This is a genomic window from Psychrobacter sp. AH5, from assembly GCF_040371085.1.
Lineage (GTDB): Bacteria > Pseudomonadota > Gammaproteobacteria > Pseudomonadales > Moraxellaceae > Psychrobacter.
The window spans coordinates 1,991,825-2,016,979 of the sequence record NZ_JAMBMT010000001.1; the positions used below are offsets into that span (position 1 = coordinate 1,991,825).

The 25,155-nt window shown below is 42.1% G+C and carries 22 protein-coding genes; 8 read left to right on the forward strand and 14 right to left on the reverse strand.

The genetic code is table 11. From position 1 onward, the window contains the following. Positions 1–16 precede the first annotated feature (16 nt). Together M0N77_RS08320 and M0N77_RS08325 are read right to left on the reverse strand one after the other, a co-directional pair. A complete protein-coding gene (locus M0N77_RS08320; RefSeq protein ID WP_371834193.1) occupies positions 17–2,293 on the reverse strand; it encodes a type I secretion system permease/ATPase in 2,277 nt (758 codons plus the stop codon). 116 nt (positions 2,294–2,409) lie between these two features. After that, the gene (locus tag M0N77_RS08325) at positions 2,410–3,915 is read right to left on the reverse strand and encodes a TolC family protein (protein WP_353104748.1); all 1,506 of its coding nucleotides are present in this window, start codon (positions 3,913–3,915) and stop codon (positions 2,410–2,412) included. Positions 3,916–4,227: 312 nt separating this feature from the next. Here M0N77_RS08325 and M0N77_RS08330 point away from each other — a divergent pair, with 312 nt between their 5' ends. The 3 genes from M0N77_RS08330 to M0N77_RS08340 all read left to right on the forward strand — a co-directional run bounded on the left by M0N77_RS08330 (position 4,228) and on the right by M0N77_RS08340 (position 8,126). Further along, positions 4,228–4,896: a hypothetical protein gene (locus M0N77_RS08330; protein WP_353104749.1), complete on the forward strand. Its 669-nt coding sequence runs from the start codon at positions 4,228–4,230 to the stop codon at positions 4,894–4,896. A 329-nt stretch (positions 4,897–5,225) separates the two neighbouring features. After that, positions 5,226–5,864 carry a response regulator transcription factor gene (locus tag M0N77_RS08335; protein ID WP_353104750.1) on the forward strand — a complete coding sequence of 213 codons (639 nt, stop codon included), beginning with the start codon at positions 5,226–5,228 and terminating at the stop codon, positions 5,862–5,864. 69 nt (positions 5,865–5,933) lie between these two features. Continuing rightward, on the forward strand, positions 5,934–8,126 hold the full coding sequence (locus M0N77_RS08340) for an ATP-binding protein (protein WP_353104751.1): 2,193 nt from the start codon (positions 5,934–5,936) through the stop codon (positions 8,124–8,126). Between the two features lie 91 nt (positions 8,127–8,217). Here the strand turns inward: M0N77_RS08340 and pssA are convergent, their stop codons facing one another. Together pssA and M0N77_RS08350 are read right to left on the reverse strand one after the other, a co-directional pair. Continuing rightward, positions 8,218–9,021, reverse strand: coding sequence for a CDP-diacylglycerol--serine O-phosphatidyltransferase (pssA, locus tag M0N77_RS08345; RefSeq protein ID WP_353105604.1), 804 nt, complete (start codon positions 9,019–9,021; stop codon positions 8,218–8,220). Positions 9,022–9,163: 142 nt separating this feature from the next. Further along, the gene (locus tag M0N77_RS08350) at positions 9,164–10,048 is read right to left on the reverse strand and encodes a 23S rRNA (adenine(2030)-N(6))-methyltransferase RlmJ (RefSeq protein WP_353104752.1); all 885 of its coding nucleotides are present in this window, start codon (positions 10,046–10,048) and stop codon (positions 9,164–9,166) included. 173 nt (positions 10,049–10,221) lie between these two features. On the opposite strand from M0N77_RS08350, the gene M0N77_RS08355 reads away from it, so the two are divergent. Continuing rightward, positions 10,222–11,010, forward strand: coding sequence for a 2OG-Fe(II) oxygenase (locus M0N77_RS08355; RefSeq protein WP_353104753.1), 789 nt, complete (start codon positions 10,222–10,224; stop codon positions 11,008–11,010). A gap of 53 nt (positions 11,011–11,063) precedes the next feature. Then, positions 11,064–12,278, forward strand: coding sequence for a succinyl-diaminopimelate desuccinylase (dapE, locus tag M0N77_RS08360; protein ID WP_353104754.1), 1,215 nt, complete (start codon positions 11,064–11,066; stop codon positions 12,276–12,278). Between the two features lie 77 nt (positions 12,279–12,355). Here dapE and M0N77_RS08365 read toward each other — a convergent pair whose 3' ends face one another. The 6 genes from M0N77_RS08365 to M0N77_RS08390 form a co-directional block, all read right to left on the reverse strand. After that, positions 12,356–12,919, reverse strand: a complete 564-nt coding sequence (locus M0N77_RS08365; RefSeq protein WP_353104755.1) for a GyrI-like domain-containing protein — start codon at positions 12,917–12,919, stop codon at positions 12,356–12,358. Positions 12,920–12,976: 57 nt separating this feature from the next. Beyond that, positions 12,977–13,186 carry a Fe-S cluster assembly protein IscX gene (gene iscX / locus M0N77_RS08370; RefSeq protein WP_021812734.1) on the reverse strand — a complete coding sequence of 70 codons (210 nt, stop codon included), beginning with the start codon at positions 13,184–13,186 and terminating at the stop codon, positions 12,977–12,979. Positions 13,187–13,376: 190 nt separating this feature from the next. Then, positions 13,377–13,916, reverse strand: coding sequence for an acyl-CoA thioesterase (locus tag M0N77_RS08375; protein WP_353104756.1), 540 nt, complete (start codon positions 13,914–13,916; stop codon positions 13,377–13,379). Between the two features lie 119 nt (positions 13,917–14,035). After that, positions 14,036–15,436, reverse strand: a complete 1,401-nt coding sequence (locus tag M0N77_RS08380) for an NAD(P)(+) transhydrogenase (Re/Si-specific) subunit beta (protein ID WP_371834194.1) — start codon at positions 15,434–15,436, stop codon at positions 14,036–14,038. Next, the gene (locus tag M0N77_RS08385; protein WP_353105606.1) at positions 15,433–15,771 is read right to left on the reverse strand and encodes a proton-translocating transhydrogenase family protein; all 339 of its coding nucleotides are present in this window, start codon (positions 15,769–15,771) and stop codon (positions 15,433–15,435) included. The genes M0N77_RS08380 and M0N77_RS08385 overlap by 4 nt, the downstream gene beginning before the upstream one ends. Positions 15,772–15,882: 111 nt before the next feature. Next, positions 15,883–17,070 carry an NAD(P) transhydrogenase subunit alpha gene (locus M0N77_RS08390; RefSeq protein WP_353104757.1) on the reverse strand — a complete coding sequence of 396 codons (1,188 nt, stop codon included), beginning with the start codon at positions 17,068–17,070 and terminating at the stop codon, positions 15,883–15,885. Positions 17,071–17,545: 475 nt separating this feature from the next. Here M0N77_RS08390 and yaaA point away from each other — a divergent pair, with 475 nt between their 5' ends. Further along, positions 17,546–18,334 carry a peroxide stress protein YaaA gene (yaaA, locus tag M0N77_RS08395; RefSeq protein ID WP_353104758.1) on the forward strand — a complete coding sequence of 263 codons (789 nt, stop codon included), beginning with the start codon at positions 17,546–17,548 and terminating at the stop codon, positions 18,332–18,334. Positions 18,335–18,486: 152 nt separating this feature from the next. On the opposite strand, the gene groL is transcribed toward yaaA, so the two are convergent. Both groL and M0N77_RS08405 read right to left on the reverse strand, forming a co-directional pair. Next, positions 18,487–20,136, reverse strand: coding sequence for a chaperonin GroEL (groL, locus tag M0N77_RS08400; protein ID WP_353104759.1), 1,650 nt, complete (start codon positions 20,134–20,136; stop codon positions 18,487–18,489). Positions 20,137–20,223: 87 nt separating this feature from the next. Beyond that, on the reverse strand, positions 20,224–20,514 hold the full coding sequence (locus M0N77_RS08405; protein ID WP_353104760.1) for a co-chaperone GroES: 291 nt from the start codon (positions 20,512–20,514) through the stop codon (positions 20,224–20,226). 524 nt (positions 20,515–21,038) lie between these two features. Between M0N77_RS08405 and M0N77_RS08410 the strand changes: the two genes are divergently transcribed. Continuing rightward, entirely contained in the window at positions 21,039–21,794 is a 756-nt protein-coding gene (locus M0N77_RS08410) for a DUF3108 domain-containing protein (protein WP_371834195.1), read from the forward strand. Positions 21,795–21,941: 147 nt separating this feature from the next. On the opposite strand, the gene M0N77_RS08415 is transcribed toward M0N77_RS08410, so the two are convergent. Then, on the reverse strand, positions 21,942–22,397 hold the full coding sequence (locus M0N77_RS08415; RefSeq protein ID WP_353104761.1) for a hypothetical protein: 456 nt from the start codon (positions 22,395–22,397) through the stop codon (positions 21,942–21,944). 99 nt (positions 22,398–22,496) lie between these two features. Further along, positions 22,497–23,114 carry an NAD(P)H:quinone oxidoreductase gene (wrbA, locus tag M0N77_RS08420; RefSeq protein WP_353104762.1) on the reverse strand — a complete coding sequence of 206 codons (618 nt, stop codon included), beginning with the start codon at positions 23,112–23,114 and terminating at the stop codon, positions 22,497–22,499. Between the two features lie 270 nt (positions 23,115–23,384). Between wrbA and M0N77_RS08425 the strand changes: the two genes are divergently transcribed. Further along, on the forward strand, positions 23,385–24,908 hold the full coding sequence (locus M0N77_RS08425; RefSeq protein WP_353104763.1) for a YihY family inner membrane protein: 1,524 nt from the start codon (positions 23,385–23,387) through the stop codon (positions 24,906–24,908). Positions 24,909–25,155 lie beyond the last annotated feature (247 nt).

Here is a 25,155-nt window from a genome sequence, read left to right on the forward strand (position 1 = left end):
TAAAATAAAGTCAAATTCAGTCGTCGCTAGTTGACGGTTGGTCAAAGCCTTGCTTAGTGATAGCCTTTATTTTTGGTTTGCTCACTTTGATAGAGGTTTTATTGGGGTTTTTACCCTCTTGATTCTGCGATGTACTACTTTCATTGCCTTTAAGTTTTGCTAAAACTTGTGCTTTAGGGCCATCCATTACTATTTTTTGATTGTCCATTATGATGATACGATCAACCAGCTGTAATAAGGGCATTTTATGAGTAGCGACCACTAAGGTTTGCGCTTGTGCAAACTCTTTACTTAATACGTCTATACACTGTAGTTCTTGGCGGTTATCCATGGAAGCGGTGGGCTCATCCATTAACAAAATAGAAGGTCGCGTTAATAATAAGCGCGTAAAAGCAACCAGCTGTTTTTGACCTCCAGATAGTCCCTTGCCGCCCTCACTAATAGGTAGATCCAAGCCACTTGAGTGACTGGCTACCAATTTTATCAATCCTGTTTTTACTAGCGCATCACGCATGACATCATCACTAGGCGCTGGCAGACCAATTAATAAATTCTCTCGCAGCGTTCCCTCAAATAGCCGATGATCTTGTTGTAGATAGCCGACTTGCTCACTCAAAGACTCACGGCTAATCTGCTGCATATCGAGTCCATCTAGAAGTATCCTACCTTGTGTTGGCGCATACAAACCTGATAGCACTTTAAGTAAAGTTGACTTCCCTGAACCAATAGGGCCTAGAACGGCAATGCGCTCTCCTGCTTTGATTTGTAACTTATCAATAGTTAGCGCTGGCTGGTCATTACCTTGATAATTAAAGCTCACTTGCTCCAAATCAAAGTGACCGGCGATATGACTAGGCGACAAAGGATGGCTGACTCCATGATTATCTTGCTGTAGTGCAAACAGCTGCTCGATATTGAGCTTAGCGGCTTTGGCATGGGAGTGCTGTACTAAAAGATTAGGGATACCCATAATAGGCGCTAAGATACGCCCGCCAAGAATAGAGCAAGCAATAAGCCCGCCCATCGTCATATCCCCTGACATCACTACAAACGAGCCAACAATCACAATACCCACATAGCTAGTCTGCTGTATCATTTGCGATAGGTAGCTTAGATTATCGTTAGCATGTTTCATATCTAGATCATTTTTGGTAGTGATATTCATCACATCAAGCCAGCGTGATAAAAACTTCCAACTACCAGATCCGGCCTTGATAGTTTCTACCCCTTCTACTGTTTCAACCAAAATACCTGTCTTACGATAAGAAGCTGAGGCTCCAATAGCGGCAATTTTATCGATCTTTCTACGCGCACTAAGGCCCAATATGATAGCAACGATCGCCGCTACAATCGGTACTAAAGCGACTAGCGGATTTCCGATAATCACTATTAGAGAGACAAATATAATAGCCATCGGCATATCAACTAAGCCAAACAGGGTGCTCGCAGTATAAAACCCTCGTACTTGCTCATAGCCGCGTAGCTGCGCCGCCATTGAACCTACTGACCCTGGCATTTGATCGATACGAACGCTTAAGAGGCGCTGAAAAACTTCACGAGATAAGTACTGATCAAGATTTACTACCACTTTATCCATAATCTTTGAGCGAGCAAACTTCATAAAGGTCTCGAATAAGATGACTAGCCCTACCCCACTTGCCAAGATGATTAAAGTGTACTCGCTACGAGTTGGAATGACCCGATCATAGACTTGCATCGAAAATAAAGACACTGCTAGCGCAAGTACATTAATCAAAAACGAGGCGACTACCGCCTCAACCACGATACCACGATAGTTTTTTAGATCTTTTTTTAGTATTTGATTAAAGGAGAGTTGCCGACGTTTGCTCGGCTCACTGTCTAAGCGCACCCGTAACAGATGGGTAAAGATATGACCTGGATGAGCCGTCATCTGCTCGGCTTGACGAAACTGCCATAATCCTTGCGGGTTTTGTTGTTCAATAACGCCCCAACCCTCAGTAGGATGTAGAGCCAACAAAGGTAAAAACGCGGCATCAGGTATTGGTAGTGCTTCTGGTAGCTGCTCTACCCCTAGCTGCTTTAAGATAGCAATGATTCCAGCCAGCGTCGTCAAATTCGCTTGCTGATCAATCACCCCATATAGACGCACGTTATCAATAGGATAGCCTTGTTGAGTGAGCAAAGTATGTAGAGCTGTTGCCAAATGCTGCGCTTGTGGATCGCTTCGCTCCCCTAGTGTAGAGGTCGCTAGCGGCGATTTTGACTGCGCCATCACCTCACTATCGGAGGTATGATCACTCGAAGCTGGCATAGGTGTACTCATGATAAAAACATCCCACTCATTAGCTGCTAATAAAAATTAAAAAGTAGTTAAGACTCTTTTATAGACCAATAAATACTTTGCGATAAAACTATTTTGTCATAAAACTATTGCACCTCTAGCGGCGACTCATCTACATCATTGATTTGTGAAACATAAACAGAATCGCTTACAGCGTCATCCATAGGATAAGTGATTAACTCTGATGTCTGTCTAATTACAGGTTGGATAATCACGGTATCGGAGGGCTGTCTGGTGCTATCTTGACGGATTAACCAGTTTTGTACCGGATCAAGCGGACTAAAAAGAGGTTTTTCTTGACGGTTTTGGTCGAATTGTTGCCATGACATCATGCCAAATTCAACTTGTAGCTTATAATAAGCGGCAATAATAGAGGAGCGCACATCAACTAGCTGCGCTTGATACTGCGAGTGCTCACGTACTGCGTTCAACACCTCAAGCCATGATTTACGACCAGCGATAAACTGACGACGATAAGAGCTCACTACGATCTGAGCGCCTGCTACAGCTGCAATTAAAGAGCGCTCTTGATCCTTAGCACTAGCAAACTGCTGATACTGAGTCTGAATATTTTCTAACACTAGCCGTCTAGAGGCCTCTTTTGATTGACTAAGGCTGTCTACTCTAGCAGACGAAGCTTTAGCTAGCGCCAAATTAGAAAAGCCAGCTCCTGGATCATAACTCAAACCCACCGAGAACTCCCCGTCATTCTCCTCTCTCTCGCTTTCATGATAATAATCATACTCATATTGTGCATAAAGTGTGGGATAGCGGGCGGCCTGTAGTGATTTGACTCCTTGCTTAGCCGCCTCTATTTGATAATGCTCTTTGACTACTGTGGGATTATAAAAACTGGCTTGATCAAAAGCCATTCTCTCAAAAGCTTGTGAATAGCTTTTTGCCCGATTTACCAGCTCAGCTAAGTTCGGTTCTGGTAGATCGGCGGGAGTCAGCCGACGACCAGTGATTTGCTCTAAGCGAGCTATTGCAATACGTTGTTGTTCAACAGCAGCTTGATAAGAATTTTGCTCTTGCAAAATACGGTTAGTCACCAAATCCATCTCGATACGCGCAGATACCCCTTGAGCCACGCGTCGCTGCATCATGGCTTCAAACTCTGATAGCAATTGTAGATTTTCATAAAATACGCGCTGTTTGGCGACAGCAGTGATATAGCTCTGCCAACCTTCAATAGTGGTTTTAGCGACTTGGTTTTGCTGCTCATAAATATATTCTGTCGCCGCTCTATCATCAAAGATAGCTTGATTAATATTGGCAGTCAGCTTGCCTCCTGTCCACAATGACTGTCTGAGCTGAAATTGCGAAATCATCCCGTCATCACGATCATAGCCTGAGGACAGACTAGGAGCAGGTAGTAGATTGAGCTTAGCGGCACGAATACTCTCATTAGTGGCTTGTTGCTCTGCGCGTGCAGCGCCTACCAAAGGATGAGTCTGAATAGCTTGATTGATTAAAGCATTCACATAGACATCGTCATTAGCGAAAACACTATTGGATGCCGCTATGACACATACGCTCAAAGATAAGTTACGTACTATTTTGTGCAGGAGGCTTTTTGTGATGTATCGCATCTTTAGCAATATCCTTATCGACAGATCACGCTTATAAGTCGTCATTAATGTTAATCCACTTTTACTCTTAGTGAATAAAGTATTTAAATACTTTGAAATATTCCATTAACAATATACTATGAAAATAGTATTGTATATATAAATAAAAGTACTTTTTAAGCAAACTTAAGCTGTTGGCACAAGTATTTAAATCAAAAAGTTATAAAACTATAATTATAGTTACTGCAAAAAGTAAATAAAATAATGGACTATTAACCAATGAATCCACCAACCCCGCCACGCTTAGTAAAAAAGACGAAAGATCGTACCGTTATGGCAATAGTACTAACAGTGTTGCTACATGCGGTATTTGCTATTATTGTCTATTTTACCGTTTTTGATAAAGAAGCAGCGCTCCAACCTCTACCCAGCACCATCGATCCATCCACGACAACTACTTTACAGACACAGCCAAGCTTGATAGCACAAGAGGAAGCTCCATTGTCAACCGAACTATCTTCTCTAGATAAAGATACCGATAAAGTTCGTCCTATTAAAACAACAGATATCAGTCAAAAAGAGAATGAACCTAAAGTGGCAAACGTTGCTACTCGTGAAAAACCTATTATAGATCTTCCAAGTAAAGTCGTAACAGACTCTTCAGTAGTCGCTTCTTCTACCGAAGAAAAGGCTTTTAATAGTATCAATAACTTAGAGATTAATAACAAAGATAAGAGTGTTCAATACAAACTAAAACAAACTCAAGAGTACGAAAAACTAGAGGGTGAGATAGAAAAAGATAGCGAGAAGCTATCAGAATTAATCAATGAAGTAAAAAAGTACAACCAAAGCAAAATTCAGCAACATCAAACTCCTATAACTAGTGATGAAAAAAACTCACCATCTGCAGTAGATTATGCTAACACTCCTATCACAAATTTATCATCAGAGCCTACTTATAACAACAAAGTAAATAACGACTCTGTAACAAATAATAAGTAAAAGTTTATTTACTCTTCATTGCCCTGCACTAGCTTCCTGTGAATATATTTATATTGGCTAATTAGTAAGCGCTAAAGGACTAGATCCTGCAACTGTTGTTGAGAATATAGTTTGACACTTTACTTTATAGTCATATATTCACAGTATAGTATGTACATTTATTACTTATAATAGTACAAATATACTAATCATAGAAAATAATTGATAAGACTCTCTCCTTTTTGGGAATTCGTTTTACATTTAACCATTATCATTATTTTTTAGCGCCAAAAAATAGTATTAATTCAAGGATGAAATAGAGATATCAATGATGCCCATGGGAGCACACGATGACTCATAATAAAATACAAAAAAATATTCTTCTAATTGATGACCACGCTCTGTTCCGCACAGGGTTGCGCCTTATTTTACAAACCAAAATAAAGGCAAACATCGTTGAGGTTGAAAAAATTAGCGATACTAATGATATTGAGATAGATATCGATGTAATATTGCTTGATATTTGTCTGCCAGGACTTAATGGTATCGATGGGATGATTATTCTACAACAGCGTTGGCCGCAGGCGCGTATCATGCTGCTCTCCGCCCTCAGTAATCACGAAGAAATCAATAGATCCTTAGCTTTGGGCGCTAGTTGCTTTTTGCATAAAAACACTGACTCTACGATCATTTGTAATACGGTCCAATCACTACTACTCAACCGTTTATCTACTAAAAACAATCACTCTCAAACACATCCCTCTCTTATTATTACTGAAACGAAGACCATATTAAGTACTCGGTTATTAGAAGTATTAGCGCTTATGGCAGAAGGTCATAGCAATAAGTACATCGCAGATAAGCTTTCTTTGAGTGAGAATACTATCCGTAATCATGTCGCCGCCTTAATGGATCATTTTGAGGTTCACAACCGTACCAAAATTATTATCGTCGCTCAACAAGCAGGGTATCTTACTAAGCAAGAATAAAAATTATTTTTTCATGAGCGTCTATACAAGCATTCCTATACAGCATTTACAAGGCGCAGGTTACAGACTATGTATAATGACGATATTGAAGTCCTTCCTAACCTTATTCCTAGCACTTATAATCATAAGTTAGTCTTGGCTGCGCAAATTAGATTGTTGCTTAGAAACCTGCCCCTAGCATTGTTGGGAACTATTTTTACCAGTGTTTGTTTTTTTGCGACTATGTTCGTAAGTAACAACTTGAGCGCGAATCAACAGACATTGAACACTATTTGGTTGGTTTATCATGCGATAATAATAGGAGGATTATGGCTAATTGTAAGGCTTATACTTAAAAGACCTGATACCTTAAAAATAAGCTTTTTAAAAAAAATATTTGCCGCTTTGGCCTTGTTGTTTTTTATTGCTATGGTGGTTTGCTTACCTATATTTATCGCTATGCTGAACCGTGTGCCACTTATGGAGATAAATGCAGCTAAAGCATTGATTGTTATTTGGATATTTTTTCATATCATTATTTTGTATGTTTGTTGGTTTAATTGGAGAAAAATTAAGCTCTTAGCAAAAAAAGCTTTTGATAATAGTAAAAAGCTAGATATTAGCGAAGAAGATCAGCCATTTTCAAATAAACTTAACCCTCAATTAGTTATTGAACCTAGCCGCTCTTTTTTTACTTTAACTTATGAAGTACCATCACCCTCTGCTAAAAATTATGACCACTATTTAGCGCACTATGCGGTTTATAGTGTCTTATTCATTTGTACTTTAGCCACGGCTTGTTTATGGGCGTTAGCTATTGGTAAAGCTTTTACTAATAATATCCAAAACTCTAATCAAGTCATCGTGCTTTTAGGTTTGCATTTGGGACTATTAAGTGGCGGTATCTCAAGCCTAGCTATGTTTTGGCGCGTCTACATTGCCTATGTATTACCTAGCGTATTTATGTGGGGATTTCTCTTTTTTTATATAGGCAATGTTGAATTTGTTATTTTGGCATTTGCCGTCATATCACTACTGTTCTTTGATATTTTCTTTGCAAAGTACTCTTCGATGAATACTCTTAAAGCTATTTTAATTTACTTAGAAAATAATAACTTAGTAACTAGATTGCAGATAAAAACTCAACAAGTCCAAAAGGCTAGCTCTGCTAAAACGCAGCTTTTGGCGGCTGCTAGTCATGATTTGCGTCAACCTGTCCAAGCATTGAGCCTGTTTATTGAAGCCCTCAAAGATACCAATCTTGATGTTCAACAGTCTCAGATTGTAGATTATGCCAGCTCAGCTAGCCAATCTAGTCGTGAGATGCTCAATTCAATATTAGATTATGCTCATTTAGAAACCGGTGAGATGATTCCGCATTTTATGCCAACTGAGCTTAATGTCATTTTTCAAAGTTTGGTCGATGAGTTTGGTATAGAAGCTCATAACAAACAGCTTACTCTGCGCTTTATACCGACTAACCTTTGGGTAATGACGGATCCTATTATGATGGCATTAATACTGAGAAATTTAATCAGTAATGCTATACGTTACACCGATAAAGGTGGAGTGTTAATCGGAGTACGTAAGCTACCCGTGAATGATCAGCTACTTTCGCTAAGCTATTGCCGGATAAGTATCTGGGATACTGGAGGAGGTTTGACACCGATGGAGATTGAGCATATTTTTGACTCCTTTTATCAAATAGAGCGTAATAATGTCATCAATCAAGGGCTAGGATTGGGACTTGCTATTGTTAAGGGCATGGCTGAGCTATTAAAAGCAAATGTGGAGGTGAAGTCTAAATTGAATCGAGGATCTCAGTTCTCAATAGTACTTCCTGTTTGCGAAAAAAGTGACAAAGATATTTTTTGTAGTCATAGCGTAGTCGATTACTTACCCGGTAAGACTGTATTAGTTGTCGATGACAATGCTATTGTTAGCAAATCAATGCAACTGTTACTAGAGATTTGGGGCTGTGAAGCCCTTACTGCTCAAACTGTGGCAGAAGCGGTTATAGCTTTTGAGGCGTACCAACCGGACATTGTCATCTCTGATTATCGCTTAGCGAACAACGAAACTGGTGAACAGGTCATTATTGCTATTCAAAATGCTAGTGAGAGCCCTGTTTTTAACGCCGCCTCTTTTATCATTCTTACCGCTAATACTTCTCCCAAGTTATTCAAAGCAACAAAGGTTATTAACCCTACTGTACTGCACAAACCTATAGACCCTGTTACGTTACGCCATCATTTACAACAAATCGCAGCAAAGCCAATTTAATGAGTGAGCAATCATTCTTTAAACGTAAAAAAGCCACTTATCTCATAAGTGGCTTACGGTTGTATGTAGCTATTATTGGTTATCTTCGCTACTACATTTTAGCCTTTATAGTGGTCACTATTCCTGATAAAGCATAAATAATACCGATAGCTAAAATACCTACTGGGATGTCATAGATGGCGATACTAAGCACCAATACCGCTACGATCAAAGCGACAAAAGGTACTTTCTTTTTGTCAAACTCTTTAAAGCTATAGTATTTGACATTGCTAACCATCAACAGACCGCAAACAACCACCCAAGCGGCGAATAGTATGGTGATGAGACTATCGTATTGACCGACCCACTCATTGTGATCAACCGCTACCATCACTGCTGCCGTAACTAAAATAGCAGCAAGTGGACTTGCCAGACCCACAAAGTACTTTTTATCAACAATGCCCACTTGTACATTAAAGCGTGCTAAGCGAAAAGCGCCGCAAGCAGTAAAGACAAAAGCACAGCCTAGACCGATGCGGCCTAACGGCTCTAAGGCAAAACTATAAACCAAAATAGCCGGTGCTACGCCAAAGGCAAGCATGTCTGCTAATGAGTCATACTGCTCACCAAAAGGACTTTGCGCATTAAGCATTCTAGCTACGCGGCCATCAGCGCCGTCCAAAATAGCTGATAAAAATATCGCTAATGCTGCTTTGTAAAATTCGCCTTGAGTACTTGCTAAAATAGAATAAAAACCGGATAACAGCGATAAAGTGGTAATCAGATTAGGCGCTAGGTAAACTCCGCGGCTAACCACTTGCTGGCCTTCAGCGACTTCAGCTTCGATTACCTCAAAGGTCAGACCTTCATAGTCATCATTATCTGCTAAGCGAATATTAAACTCATGCTCATCCATAAAAGGAGGCTGAGTTGCCGCGCTATCACTGATATGATCCAAGTTATCATTGAGTGGTGGCTCAGCTTGTTTATTTGCTAAGCTGTCAGTCAAGTTATTATTAGTCTGATCTATTTTATTATCGGTACTCATAAGCTTCTCTTTATTCGCCCACCAGCCAGCGTACATTAGTAGCGCTATCAGGAGTCATGTTTGGAGCATCAGCAACCTTAAGAGCAGGCTGTAAGAACTTTAATATCTCACGCGCCTGATTATCGAACTGCCAAGGCGGATTGATAATCAGCATACCAGTACCATTTAGACCAACGGCCACATCATTTGGATAGATATTAAGCTCACAAATTAGCTGACGACGCATCTCTGTCCGTTTAAGCTTTTTATAAAATAGCTCAACCGCTTCAACATTTTTGATCGGGAACCATAAAGCATAGGTGCCTTGAGGCCACTTATTATAAGAGGCCACTAACAAATCAATCAGCCGCGTAAAATCTTTATGCTCTTGCTCATAAGGCGGATCTAAAAATATCAAACCGCGACGCTCAGCGGGCGGAATCACCGCGCGAATACCTTCAAAAGCATCGCGGTGATGAATGCCGATAGGCAGTTTATGCAGCTGATAATTAAGCGCATCGTATTCAGAAGCTTTGGCTTCAAAGGCTTCACCGCGCACGCCGCTATCAGGGTTCTTTTCAATATGGTGAGCAATCCACCATGGCGAACCAGGATAAACTTTATTATCATAAGTAAAACGCGCTTGTTTCATGCCTTCAATATAATCTTTGACAGCTGCTGGCGCTTTATCTAGATCGATATCGGTAGCTTTTAGCAAAGCTTGGATACCGCCTTTCGCCTCGCCTGTCTTACGCGCCTCTTCACTAGCCAGCGAGTAAAGTCCACGGCCGCCATAAGCATCGAGAACATAAAAAGGTTTGTTTTTTTGGCTTAACTGGTTTAACAGTTGTACTAATAAGATATGTTTGACCACATCGGCAAAGTTACCAGCGTGGTAGGCATGTTTATAGTTCATAGTCTCAAAATTTTGAATAGGAAAAATTGCATCTATGGTAGCATAGACGGAGTAAAAGATATCAGTGCTTTTAGTAATGGTTTTGGTAATTGAACGGTGAGTGATAAGTGCCTGATCCCAATACTGACTCCAACAACTGATGCAATCCGTAGCTTTATCGATAGGAGGAGCAGATGACAGCAATTATTAGTAATGTTGAATTAATCGATTTAGATCTAAAAGAGCTTGTGATTACCGATCCTATCGGTAAAGATAATCCTCCGCTACTTATTACTAGTTTTGATAACTCTATTGATAATAATGCCCATACTGATCCCAATGGTACCACTCAACAAGCTTTGCAATTATCTGATTTTGCTGTCAATTGGGAAGAAAAAGTGAGCGATTCTGTCCTAGATAAACTAGCTTTGGAAGGCTGGATAGTTATCGATAATGTCTTTGAGGACAAAGCACTATTAGCCCTGCAATCCGAGAGTGGTTTTATTGATTATCGAGAAGCGAATCTAACCGCTGGCGTTCGAATTAGTCATATCCGCGGTGATAAAATTCGCTGGATTAACAAAGACTTTTTTGCAGGGTTTTATTATTTGCAAAGTATTAACCAGCTGGCAAGCCATCTGAACCGCAGCTTATATACGGGCATCCGTCACAGCGAAGCTCATTACGCCTGCTATCCTACAGGCTTTGGTTATCAATGGCATAGCGATAATCCTGCCGGCCGCGATGAGCGCGTTATCTCAGCAGTATTTTATCTAAATGATAATTGGGAAGCTACAGATGGCGGCGCCGTAGAAATCGTGGATAGCCAGGGTATTCATCATGAGGTGATGCCAGTAGCCAATCGCTTAATTATCTTTGATAGTAATCTGCAACATCAAGTGCAAATCGCTCATCGGCAGCGCTACTCTATCGCTACTTGGATGCGCCGTGATGGCTTGGTGCCGTTTGTTGAAGAGGGTTAATTATCTACAGGTTAGCTTATCAACTGCCAAACATTTACTTTAAAAGGTTACCTATGTCAGACAACAACGATAAACATGTATTAGCTCAAACCCACCAACAAGCCACACTGGAATTAAGTATTGAGCTGCTTGAACGCCCTTCGGTAACCCCTGATGATGACGGCTGCCAAGATATCTTGTCCGAGCGCTTGCAGCAGGCAGGCTTTAACTGCGAGTTTATGTACTACGGTGACAGGCAAGCTAAAGGCGAGCTGGCTGAGGTCAAAAACTTATGGGCAAGGCGTGGCAGCACAGATCCGGTGATTTGCTTTGCCGGTCATACCGATGTGGTGCCGACAGGCGATGTTAATAATTGGAAGTATCCGCCTTTTACGCCGACCATTGCCGACGGTTATCTTTGGGCGCGCGGGGCTGCCGATATGAAAACTGGCATTGCCGCTTTTACCGTAGCCGCCGAGCGTTTTGTCGCTAATCATCCTGAGCATAAAGGCTCGATTGCTATGCTCATTACCTCTGATGAAGAAGGGCCGTCTATCAATGGCACGGTAAAAGTAATTGAAACTTTAGAGGCACGTCAAGAAAAAATAACTTACTGCTTAGTGGGTGAACCATCAAGTACTGATACGCTCGGCGATATTATCAAAAATGGTCGTCGTGGCTCTTTAGGAGCTGAGCTAACCGTGACGGGCAAGCAAGGTCATGTGGCTTATCCGCATCTGGCCTGTAATCCTATTCACGCAGCGATGACAGCACTAAGCGAGTTGACCGCTGCACAATGGGATAAAGGTAACGATTACTTCCCTGCGACTTCCTTGCAAATCTCTAATATCAATAGCGGCACAGGCGCAACTAACGTGATTCCTGAAACGCTGACAGCCGTCTTTAATTTTCGCTTTTCGACTGAAACCAATGAAGATGAGTTAAAGCAAAAAACTCATGCTATCTTTGATAAACACTTTAGCGATAGCAAAGCCAACTACGATATTGACTGGAAACTATCAGGCCAACCCTTCTTAACGCCAGAAGGCAAGTTAGTATTCGCCTGCCAGCAAGCGATTAAATCAGTTACCGGCACAAAGAGCACTTTATCAACTTCAGGCGGTACATCCGACGGGCGCTTTATCGCACCAACGGGCGCGCAAGTGGTTGAGCTTGGCGTACGTAATGCTACCATTCATCAAGTCGATGAAAAGGTAGAAGTTGATGATTTGGGAAGGCTGGCGCAAATTTATGAGGGGATTTTGGAGAATTTACTATTGAACGATTAGCTCTATTGAATAGGTGGGTTACACTTGGCTAACCCACCCTATGTGATCTTAAAATATCTAAATTCTTTTTATTAAATTTACTTAATCCCAATATAAAGATCCACTTGTCCAAACTCCAAATTACCGCCGATATAATGCTCAAAATCGACATTATAAGTGCGGGTGTGTTCGCAGTCTGGATTATGGAAATACTCCCACGCCTTCTCCCACGCATTCATCACGGTATTAGGCATTCTACCCTCTTCGGTAAATACTAGATATCTGCCTTCTGGGATAGTGACCGTTATTACATCGCTACCATGAGCGGCGCTCAGGATATTCTCAGGACTCAGCACATTGCTATCTTTGCTATGATCTTCGTTGCTATTTTTATCGCCATCCTCACCTTTTTCAGCTTCACTCTCTACTTTCCAACTAGCGACCACATCGAAAGCACCAACTAAATCCTCACTCTCATAATTCTGATAAACACCGTAAATATCCTCACCATCATTAAGGTGACTAACGTGGTTTTGGTAGAACTTTTGCCACAGTCTGCCAAGCTTGGCAGTTTCATGGCTGATCTCAGCGTTATTAGTCGTGCGAGTGCTGATACCTTTACAAACTATCGCTGTCGATAGCTCTTTGACTTGTGAACTCATAGTATTTCCTGATGGATTAGAGGGAGGATTAAAGTTAGTTTGGACTATAAAATCAGATTAATCCGCTTCATCTATCCAATTCATCTGAATCGCCTCTAAGATACCTTCGTTTGATTTTTGTGGATCATCATCAAAGCCCTCAAGCTCTGTCACCCAGCGATGCAAATCAGTGAAACGAATGTACTGTGGATCGGTCTCAGGGAACTTCTCATATAGCTCGATAGCGATATCTAAGCTATCGGTCCATTTTAACTTTTGTGGAGTCATAGTAGATCCTTAATTAGGGTTATAAAGTTGATACGCCCTATCCTAACAAAATTCACTCACCGATTGTATAGGCAAAGTAGATAGATAAATTATCTGGTAGCAATATTGGTTATTACAGGGTGCTTTTTAAGCACCGTTAGTTGAATGCAAATAATCACGGGTGTATGGAACGCGCCCTATATGCTTAACTTTAGTTATCCTCTTTGGATTTAACCGCGACTTGGTGTTTATTCCAACTATTAATCACCGCTGTCAACTGCTCATCCATCATATCTAAGATATCCGGGGTACATTTATTACCTCGATTATCCTTTAATACAAACTTGGTCATACCGACAGCCATCAGTTGGCTTTTGACAAAAAAGCGGTTTTCAAAATACACATACTTATTGTCCCATCCTGCAAGCTCGCTACTAAGCGTCATTTTATCCAAAAACTTAATCTCTTTTAGATAAACCATCTCTTGCATAGCAATCACCCAATCTAAGGTTTTGATACCTTTTTTATGACAGCAGGCTATCAGCCATTGCGTCACGTTAATCTCGATAAAACACAGGTAGCGATAGTTGGGTAGATGATCCCGAAAGCCCATATCATGAGGTAAGACTCGATAATGACGAACCACGGGTGTGTTTAGGGTGTCTTTGCTCAGTTGCGGGCTGACGGACTGCCGCTTTAGCTGCTGCTGCAATAAACCATACATAATAAAGAAACGAATCAACATATTCATAAGGGAGTCTCTTAACGATTATATTTGTATTTTATAAAGATAACTGCGCCATACCATAACGCAAAAAAAGCCACCTAAGTGACTTTTTTATCAACAGCTTAGTAATCATTAACGATTAACTAGTGACCGCCGCCATTGATACTGCGTACCATCTCTTCAACCATTTTTTTGGCATCACCAAAGATCATCATGGTTTTATCCATATAAAATAGACTGTTATCAAGACCAGCGTAACCAGTACTCATTGAGCGCTTAATGACCATCACTGTTTGCGCTTTAGTCACTTCTAAAATCGGCATACCAAAGATGGGTGAGCTAGGATCATCTTTTGCCGATGGGTTAACGACATCATTGGCACCGATAACGAGTACTACATCAGTGCTGGCAAAGTCGGAGTTAATCTCATCCATCTCCATAATATCGTCATACGGGACGTCAGCTTCGGCCAATAGGACGTTCATATGACCTGGCATACGACCAGCGACCGGGTGAATTGCGAAGCGCACGTTAACGCCCTCAGATTTTAGTAGCTCATATAACTCTTTGACAGCGTTTTGTGCGCGGCCTTGTGCCATGCCATAACCTGGGACGATAATCACGTCGCTAGCATTAGACATCAAAAAGCCTGCGTCTTCTGCTGAGCCTGACTTATAATTCTTTGGCGCGCCATCATCCGCGCCGCCCGCTACTGCGGCACTACCTATACCGCCGAATAAGACGTTAATCAATGAGCGGTTCATCGCTTTACACATAATGTAAGATAGAATCGCCCCTGAGGAGCCTACTAGGGAGCCTGCAATAATAAGCATCGAGTTGCCAAGGGTAAAACCGATACCCGCTGCCGCCCAGCCTGAGAAGGAGTTCAATAAGGACACGACTACTGGCATATCACCGCCACCAATTGGCGCAATCCACATCCAACCAAAAAGGATAGCGATTACGGTCATCGCATAAAATGCCGGCAATGAATCAGTGACAAAGTACAGAGCACCAAAGCCTAGCATAGCGATAAACAATAGCGCTTGTACGGGCTTGACCCAGCTACCATTGACAGTTTTCGCCCAGCTTTTTGCCGCAAGTTTACCAAAAGCAAAGACTGAGGCTGAGAAGGTAATAGCACCGATAAAGCAACCAATAAATAGCTCTACACGGGCCACCGCGCCATGCTCTTGCTCTGTATGTAACACTGTCGCTAGGGCAATGGCTACTGCGGCAAGGCCGACTAAAGAGTGCATCAGAGCGACTGTTTCTGGCATTTGTGTCATCGCTACAGTTTTTGATTTCCAAATACCAACCGCCGCTCCTAAGACCATAGCACCAATAATCATCCACAGGACAGGCCCTTCGGCTAGGAAAAAAGTAGTAATGACCGCAATTGCCATCGCTACCATACCCATACGATTACCGCGAATAGCAGTCTTTGGGCTAGAGAGTCCACGTAAGGTTAAGACAAAAAGAATAGCGCCCACTAAATAAAACCAATCGGCATTAGTGGCAATCATTGTTGAAAAATCGCTCATACATTGCCTCCGTCAGTAGTCTCAGTCGCCGCTACTTTTTTGGGTTTAGGTTTGAACATAGATAGCATACGCTCCGTCACTGAAAAACCACCGAAGATATTAATACTGGCTAAAAATACGGCAAAGGCTCCAAGCAAGCTGGTGGGCGTAAATACTGAACCATCAATGACCACAGTCTGTAGCATTGCACCTACGATTACGATACTCGATAGCGCGTTGGTCACTGCCATAAGTGGAGTATGCAGAGCTGGGGTCACGCCCCACACGACGTAATATCCCACAAAAATAGCGAGTACGAATACGGTAAAAATTGCTACGAATGGCGTGCTAGCCATAGCCGCACCGGTAGGGGCCGCGGCAAAAATAGTGGCAATCATCTTATCCTCCTAAAATTTATTCATTACTAGCAAATTCATTATTGAGTCAAAAAGGACTTAAGGTATAAGTTAACGCTTAGCGAGTCGCACTTGACCTTCGTGAGTCACGGCTAAAGCGCCTTGAATCTCATCGTCCATGTCTAAATGCAGTGCCAGTGTATTTGGCGTATTTGACATAGTCTCGGTACTAGTCTTTTCTGTAGTGTCAGCCTTATCTTTAGCGATCAAAGTAGTGATAAAGTTCACTAAATTATTGGCGTAAAGATCTGAGGACTGCGCCGCTAGCTGCGATGGAATATTAGCCGCACCAACGATGCGTACGCCATTATCGGTAGTAATAGTTTGATCAGCGATGACACCTTCGACGTTACCGCCTGTGCCTGCCGCCATATCGATTAATACTGAGCCGGCTTTCATTTTATCGAGCGTGGCTTTATGCACTAAACGCGGCGCTTGACGACCAGGGATTTGCGCTGTCGTAATGACAATATCAGCGGCGCTTAGCGCTTTATCGACCACTGTCGCCTGATCTTTCATATACTGCTCTGATGGCGTCCAAGCATAACCGCCGGTGGATTTAGCCTTTTCAGCTTCCTCTGCGCTCATTGGTACCTCTAGCCATTTACCGCCCAATGACTCTACTTGCTCGCGAGCAGTTGGTCGCAGATCACTAGCTTCGACGACCGCGCCTAAACGCTTGGCCGTAGCGATAGCCTGTAAGCCTGCCACCCCAACCCCTAAGATCACGACTTTGGCAGGCTTGACGGTACCCGCTGAGGTCATAAACATCGGGAAGGGTCGCGAGTACTCGTTAGCTGCTATCAGTACCGCCTTATAACCGGCAAGGTTGGCTTGTGAAGATAAGACATCCATATTTTGGGCGCGAGATAAAGTACGAGGCAATAGCTCCATCGCATAAGCAGTCGCACCTTTAGCGGCGTATGTCTCTAGCTGAGTATTACGATAAGGATCAAGCATACCGATGACAATTTGACCGGCGGTTAATTGCTCAGTAACACTAGCAGGCAAATCATGGACGGTGGTAATAATTTGCGCCTGATTAACGACATCACTGCTACTATTAGCAATATCAGCTCCAGCCGCTTGATAGCTCTCATCGGTATAGTAAGCCGCTTGACCTGCACCTGACTGTATGATGACTTCAAACCCAAGCTTCCGTAGCTTTTTTACCGCATCTGGGGTTAGTGCTACGCGGCTCTCTTGTGTGCTGTCTGCACTGATAACACCGATTTTCATACTGTCTCCTTGCCTTTGAATACATGACTCGCGATATGTTTTTTTTAATATATAAGCGCTATATAAAAAATTCCTGCTTAGCGCTTACTCTTGTAGTAATACGTTGAGCAAAGACTATCAATTCTATGAATGATAATAGCGTTTTCATCATCTATTTTTATTATAGAGATATCATCGCCTACCTTTCATTGTTTAATGATGACTCATAAGTAAATAAAAAGTTAAGCGTAAAGCTTTAGCTATAACTTTTATGATTATAAGCATAATTATTTTGACTATTTATGCTTATTTTTAATAACGATATAATCTTAATGGCATACATTATTAATAAGGTCAAAAAAGGCCTGCCCGGTATTATTGACACCATGACTTACTGGCCTAATCTTTATGCTATGGTAAGGTTAATTTATGACTGGTTTCATCACACTCTAATAAAAATACCGTCAAATAACACCAACCTCTAAAAGGAAAACTCATGTACTTTGTACTCTCTCCAGCCAAATCATTAAATGAAACGGACGCTGTACCATTGAACCTTGGCAATTACTATAGTCAGCCCATCCTAATTGAACACTCAGCAGAATTGATCAAAACCCTCAAGGCCAAAGACCCTATCGACTTGCAAGAGTTAATGAGTATCTCCGCTGATTTGGCGCAGCTAAATGCTCAGCGTAATCAAGCTTGGCAGATGCCTCATGACTCTGACAATGCCAAGCCTGCGGCATATCTATTTGATGGCGATGTCTATACTGGACTTGATAGCTACAATATGGATAAAGAAACCATGCTGTATCTCAATGAGCATTTAGGGATTTTGTCAGGACTATACGGCCTACTAAAGCCGTTAGATCTCATGCAGCCCTACCGCTTAGAGATGGGCACCAAACTAAAAAACGAGCGCGGCGATACTCTCTATGAGTTTTGGGGCGAGCAAATCACTGATACTATCAATAAGCAAATGGCCGATAGCGATGATAAGGTGTTAGTAAATTTAGCTTCTAATGAATACTTCAAAGCGATTAAGAAAAAATCGCTGGACGCGCAGATTATCACCCCAAGATTTGAAGATGAGAAGAATGGTCAATATAAAGTCATTAGCTTTTATGCCAAAAAAGCGCGAGGCTTGATGGTGAAATATGCCGCCGATAATAAGCTAACCAAAGCTGAGCAGCTAAAGAAGTTTGATTTAGCAGGCTATTATTATGTCGATGAAATATCTGACGATAGCACTTGGACTTTTAGGCGGGATGAGGCGGATCAGTAAATAGATCACGAAGAAAAGATTTTTAGAACCTATCTTTTTAGAAGCTATCTTTTTAGAACATATAATGTTTTAGCCATAAAAAACCCCGATAAGCTAAAGCCTATCAGGGTTCTGTTTTTCTAACTGCTAAGCATTACAGGTGAATGAGCTAATTACATCATGCCGCCCATACCACCCATGCCGCCCATACCACCAGCACCGCCCATGCCAGCCATTGGATCCTCTTTCTCTGGCAGATCGGTGATCATCGCTTCGGTGGTGAGCATGAGACCTGCTACAGAAGCCGCATTCTCTAGAGCTGAACGCGCGACTTTTGCAGGATCTAGGATACCCATCTCTAGCATATCGCCGTATTCGCCAGAAGCGGCGTTGTAGCCATAATTACCGCTACCACTCTTAACTTCGTTAACCACTACTGACGCTTCTTCACCCGAGTTGGTAACGATTTGACGCAGTGGTGCTTCCATCGCACGGCGTAGGATATTGATACCAGCGTTTTGATCATCGTTATCACCGCGTAACTCAGATAGTGCATTCATAGCACGAACTAGAGCCACACCACCACCAGGCACGACGCCTTCTTCAACCGCTGCGCGCGTAGCATGCAAGGCATCATCAACGCGATCTTTCTTCTCTTTCATCTCAGTTTCAGTAGCTGCGCCAACTTTGATAACCGCTACGCCGCCGGCAAGTTTTGCCATACGCTCTTGTAGCTTTTCTTTATCATAATCAGAGGTAGACTCTTCGACTTGACGTTTGATAGAGTCAACGCGCGCTTCGATGTCAGCTTTTTGACCAGCGCCATCAACGATAACAGTGTTTTCTTTACCGACAGTGACTTTTTTGGCCGTACCCAATTGCTCAAGGGTGGTTTCTTCTAGGCTTAGACCAATCTCTTCAGAGATAACAGTACCGCCTGTCAAGATTGCGATATCTTGCAGCATAGCTTTACGACGATCGCCAAAACCTGGTGCTTTTACCGCACAAGTTTTTAGGCCGCCGCGCATGTTGTTCACTACTAATGTCGCGAGCGCTTCATTTTCGACGTCTTCTGCGATGATTAGCAAGGGCTTACTTGATTGCATGACTTGCTCAAGTAATGGCACGATTTCGCGAATGTTGCCGATTTTTTTGTCAACCAATAAAATATATGGGTTTTCAAATTCAGCAGTCAAGCTATCTTGCTTATTAGCAAAATATGGGCTGATGTAACCGCGGTCAAACTGCATACCTTCGACCACTTCTAGCGTATCTTCGAAGCTTGACCCTTCTTCAACCGTGATAACGCCTTGCTTACCGACTTTTTCCATCGCTTGCGCGATCAGCTCACCGATTTTGGTGTCGGAGTTAGCAGAGATTGAACCCACTTGCGCGATAGCTTTTGAATCATCCGCTGGCGTCGATAACTTATGAATCTCTTGAACTGCTTCGCGTACCGCTTTATCGATACCGCGTTTTAGATCCATAGGGTTCATGCCAGCGGCGACTGATTTCATGCCCTCTTGCAAGATAGACTGCGCCAATACGGTAGCAGTAGTGGTACCGTCACCGGCGACATCGTTAGTACGGCTAGCGACTTCGCGAACCAATTGTGCGCCCATGTTTTCAAATTTGTTTTCAAGCTCAATCTCTTTTGCAACCGAAACCCCATCTTTAGTGATGGTTGGCGCGCCAAAAGATTTGTCGATGACGACGTTGCGACCTTTTGGTCCCAAAGTGACTCGTACCGCGTTTGCTAGAATGTTTACGCCATCCATCATTTGTTTACGGGCATCAATGCCAAACTTTACGTCTTTTGCCATGTTAACTTGCTCCATTATTTATTTTAGTTAATGTGATATCAATTCGTTCGAATACTTTAATACCAATCAAGGTATGAGGTTTTGAGATTAACCTTCTAGTACGCCTAATACATCAGACTCTTTCATAATAAGTAATTCTTCGCCATCAACTTTTACCGTTTGACCAGCATACTGACCGAACAAGACTTTATCGCCTACTTTTACATCTAGCGCACGAGTCTCACCATTGTCACGGACTTGACCATTACCAGTCGCGAGCACCTCACCTTGTGACGGCTTTTCTTGCGCTGAACCTGGCAATAAAATGCCGCCAGCCGTTTTTGTCTCTTCTTCTATGCGGCGCACAACGATACGATCATGTAAAGGACGGATATTCATCGATATGACTCCAAAAGGTTGATTAAAATTAAGGGTTTATAAGGTCTCAATAGACTTGCGCCCAAACCAAATGATAAAGCTTGATCATTAACCTTAATCATGAACTTAGTTATTAAAAATCAGCTAAAAATTCGTTCAAGTACAAGCTTTGAGCTTGTTACAAAAAGTGGGGGCAGTGCAGTATCGCTTCAAGGGTAAAGCCCAAAAATTTACAGGATTAATGACAATAAAAAGTTATCAATAGAGGCGTAGTAGCAACTTAGCTGACAGCTTGTTACTTAGCTTGAGTGATTAAAGCTTTGAGGTAACATTGGCTACAAGAGGCAAACGTATGATTTGAGGGCTACTCTTGAAAATGTAACAAGGTATGACCATCATAAGGGTTAGTCATCGAACAAACCCTATTTATAAAAATATGGGTCACAAAAACAATAGTTATTAAAATAAATAAGCGACTAGGAAAAATATTAGCATTGGCTTCACCGTCAGCTCCTATCTACCTATTTCATTATTAAGGATTATCCATGAGTTTATTATCTTCTATTCATCATTCTAACCCTGAAAAACGCAGCAAAAACAAACTGGCAACTATGCTTACTACTGGTGCCACTATCGCTGCTATCGGAGCTTTATCTATGACTGCCCCTACTCTGGCTAGTGCCAAAACCATTCAGCCCTCAACCGCTGATTATAGCTTTACCGTTGAGGATAAGTATAAGGGTACGGCTACTCGCACCTTAAGCAAATCGGGTAACACTTGGAATTACAATGTCAAAGCGAGAGTCGCTGGGGTAGCTAGCGCCTCACAAAGCAGCACTTTTGTGATCAACGGTAATAATGTCAGTCCCAGTAAAGCTAGTACCACTTATAAGCTGTTGGGTGTGGGTCGTACTCATAATCTGAGCTTTAATTCAGCCGGTAAAAAAGTTACTAGTAGCTATAAAGGCAAAACCACTACCTCTAACATGGCGCAGCAAGCTTTTGATGATTTGAGTCTTGAGGTGCAAATTCGCCAAGATTTATTAAACGGTAAATTCTCAGGCAATTACTACATGGCCAAAAAAGATAAGGTCGAAAAAACGCCTTTCAAGAGATCTGGCAGTACCAAAATCACCGTGCCAGCCGGTACCTTTGACACCGTGAGAGTGGACCGTATCCATGATGATAACAGCCGCTCAACGAGCTTTTGGTTAGCGCCAAGTCTTGATTATCTACCGGTAAAAGTCAGTCAGATCAACGATGGTAAGAAAATGGACTTAGAATTAAGTAAAGTACGTTAACTAGTTAGTAGGCGTGAAGTAGGTTTAACGCACTTTATTACGACTAGAATTCTTACGTGAAAAACGAGAAAGTGGCACTCTGTTTAATAGTAGAGCGCCACTTTTTTATGTCAAAGAGTAATCATTTTCAGCGGTTGTAAACTACTGCTATTTTTCTACCTTATTCATCGATGGCAAGCGTTTTAGCAGCACAAATAACCAAACATTGACCGCTAGTAGCAAAGCAAAATCAAGGCCATAAACGATAATCTCCGTCCAACTACTGCCATAAACCCTAGTAAATAGCACCACGCCACTAGCGCCTAGATATACCAAGGTCAGCATACTACCGACCAATAGCATATAAGGAGAGCGCCCTTTTAAAATAAACGGGGTAATGATAAAGGCGGGAATGAGCCACAGTCCATACCAGGCGATACCACCGATAATATCAGGATTGGTCGGATTAAAAAGGCTAATCAGTATCGGTAATACTAATAAGCGATAAGCCAGCCAAATCAGCCAAGTCAGCCGTAAACGCTGCTGCATAGGCGCAATCGGTTTATTCGGCTTAATAGCTTTAGCCGATTTTGTATTCGCAGCTTTACTAGAAGTCGTAGACATTAGATACTGTGTTTCCCTAATTTATAGCGCCGTTTTATGATCAAAATTATTATGCATTAAACCATTATAATCTAAATCCTTATCAGCAAGGTTTAGCGCTTAGCGATTCCAATTAGCCTGCGACAGTGCTTTGGCAGTAATAGCCAGACGATGACCTTGAGCAATAGCCAATTCGCGCTCATCATTAGATACCGGCTGATCGTGCGCAGCACCGCTAACATGGCTGGCGCCATAAGGAGTCCCGCCGCGTATAGTACGATTGAGCGCAGGCTCTCCGTAAGGCAGGCCAACTATCATCATACCATGATGCAAAAGCGGCAACATCATGGTTAACAAAGTGCTCTCTTGTCCGCCATGCATAGAGCCTGTCGCCGTAAACACTGAGGCTGGTTTGTTTTGTAGGTTTCCCGCTAGCCAAAGAGTCACGGTATTATCCCAAAAATACTTCATAGGCGCTGCCATATTGCCAAAATGCGTGGGGCTACCTAAAGCCAGTCCTATGCAGTTTTTTAGATCATCCATAGTGCAATAAAGATCACCCTCATCAGGAATAGCAGGTTTGCTCGAAGTGGTTTCAGCCGCTACAGTCGGTACTGTGCGAATACGCGCTTTGATACCTGCATCCTCTATACCTTGAGCGATGGCGTAGGCCAAAGTCTTTGTGGTACCGTAACTGGAGTAATAGAGCACTAACACATAGGGATCGATCTGACTCATGGGCGAAACTTCCTCTTGGACGATACTAGTTTATAAGACGGGTTTATAAGCATAATGATTAGTAAGCTAATATAAAGGCGCTCAATTAACTGCATTATGCCCGAGTCGTTAACTGACATGCAAATTTGCCCTTAGCCATAGTCAGAGTTTGTCACTAATAGCCAAAAGCCATTAGGCGTCTTTGTCTAGCATTTTGACACAAATAACTGACCCTTGTAGATAGAGCATTTTGTTACACTATTGTCACCTTTATATTTCTAGATAGTCGATATGGAAAAGTTAATAAAAAAGCTGCCCTTTTTGCAGCAGCGCTGGTTTCAGTTTTTAAAGTTTTTGATTCGGCACTTTTTTGAAGATAACTGCCAACAAAAAGCGGCTTCACTGACCTATACCACTATGCTATCCATCGTGCCTATAGTGACCGTGCTACTGATGATCTTATCTTCAGTGCCTGCTTTGGCCTCCGTCAGAGCGCAGATTTATGAGGTCATTTATAGTAACTTGCTACCGCAATCAAGCCTACAGGTTAGTAAGTACATTAATAATTTTGCCGAAAAATCGACCAATCTTACCGCTATTGGGGTGATGATTTTATTTGTCACTACTATTGTCACTTTAACCACCGTTGAGCGCGCTTTTAACCAGATATGGCGCGTAGAGGAGCGCTCAGGCGGCCTCAAAAGCATCCTTCGCTACTGGACCATTATTACTCTTGGGCCTTTAGTGCTAGGTACTGCTTTTATCGTCTCAAGTACGGTACAAAGTTTGAGCTTTTTGAATCGTCAAATCGCAGGCTACGGGATTGACTGGTCTTTTTGGGTGCAGCTAGTCTCTATCGGTATTACGGTAGCAGGCTTTATCGGTATGTATTGGTTTATTCCTAAAGCTCGCGTGCCGGCGAAAAGCGCTATCATTGCAGGTGTCATTGTGGCGGTAGTATTTGAGTTACTCAAACATATCTTTGGTACGGTGATGACCAACTTTACCAGCTATGAGGCGATTTATGGGGCCTTTGCCGCCTTACCGATATTCTTATTATGGATATTTTTATCTTGGAATTTGATTTTATTAGGGGTTGAGATCAGCTATACCTTGACTATCTTTGAGACCGAAGAGGTCTATCCACGCCATCCTTTATTGAGCTTACTTGATATGCTCAACTTGATCTATAGCCGTTATCTAAAGGGCGAGGTCGTCAGTGAACAAGAGCTACGTAATGTACTAGGCCGTAAAGAGCTGCCTAAATGGTATATCTATATCAATTATCTCAAAGATAGTAACTTAATTACCATGACTGAAGAGGATGATTATGTGCTAAAAAGAGATCTAAGCAAAATGAGCTTATGGGACTTTTATCGTACTTTGCCCTACCCGCTGCCCATCAAAGACGAGCTTGATGAGATGAGCGCTGAGGATCAACAGCCTTGGCTTAGTCTATTAGTAGATCGTTTTGAGCATACGGAAGCTTTTGCTAAAGAGCAGCTAAACTTGCCGCTTGCCGCTGTATTTGCCCATAGTCAGCCTCGAAAAAAGCATGCGGTGGATACCAGCAAACATCAGCGCTTTGATAACGATCATAGCCCGCATTTTGACCCTGAAGCTTACGATAAAGACAGTGACACTAGCGAAAATGATCAGCCAAAAGCGCTTATTCCTGAAGAGCCTACTAATAATTACCGCTTTGGCAGACGTCATAAAAATAACTCGCCTAAACGTAATGTTTTTAAGCAGCCGCTAGGTAATGCGGCTGATAGTATTATTACAGAAGCTGATAATCCGGCAGCAAAAAAGTAGCTTTACTATATCGCTCTATGAGCCGCTATAAACTATATTGTCAAAACAAGTATTTATAGGATGGTTACTAGGGCGTGTTGAACACTCGACCGTGGCACTGACAGAGACTATTTTTTAGGCGATTCGAAAATAAAAATAGTAAGTTTAGTCATTCTAAGCGTCTTTTTTTTAACAATGAAGCGGCAAAAAAGAGTCCTGTCCACAGCTATTTATAAAGAAGGGCTGATGCTAAAATCGCTCTATTCGT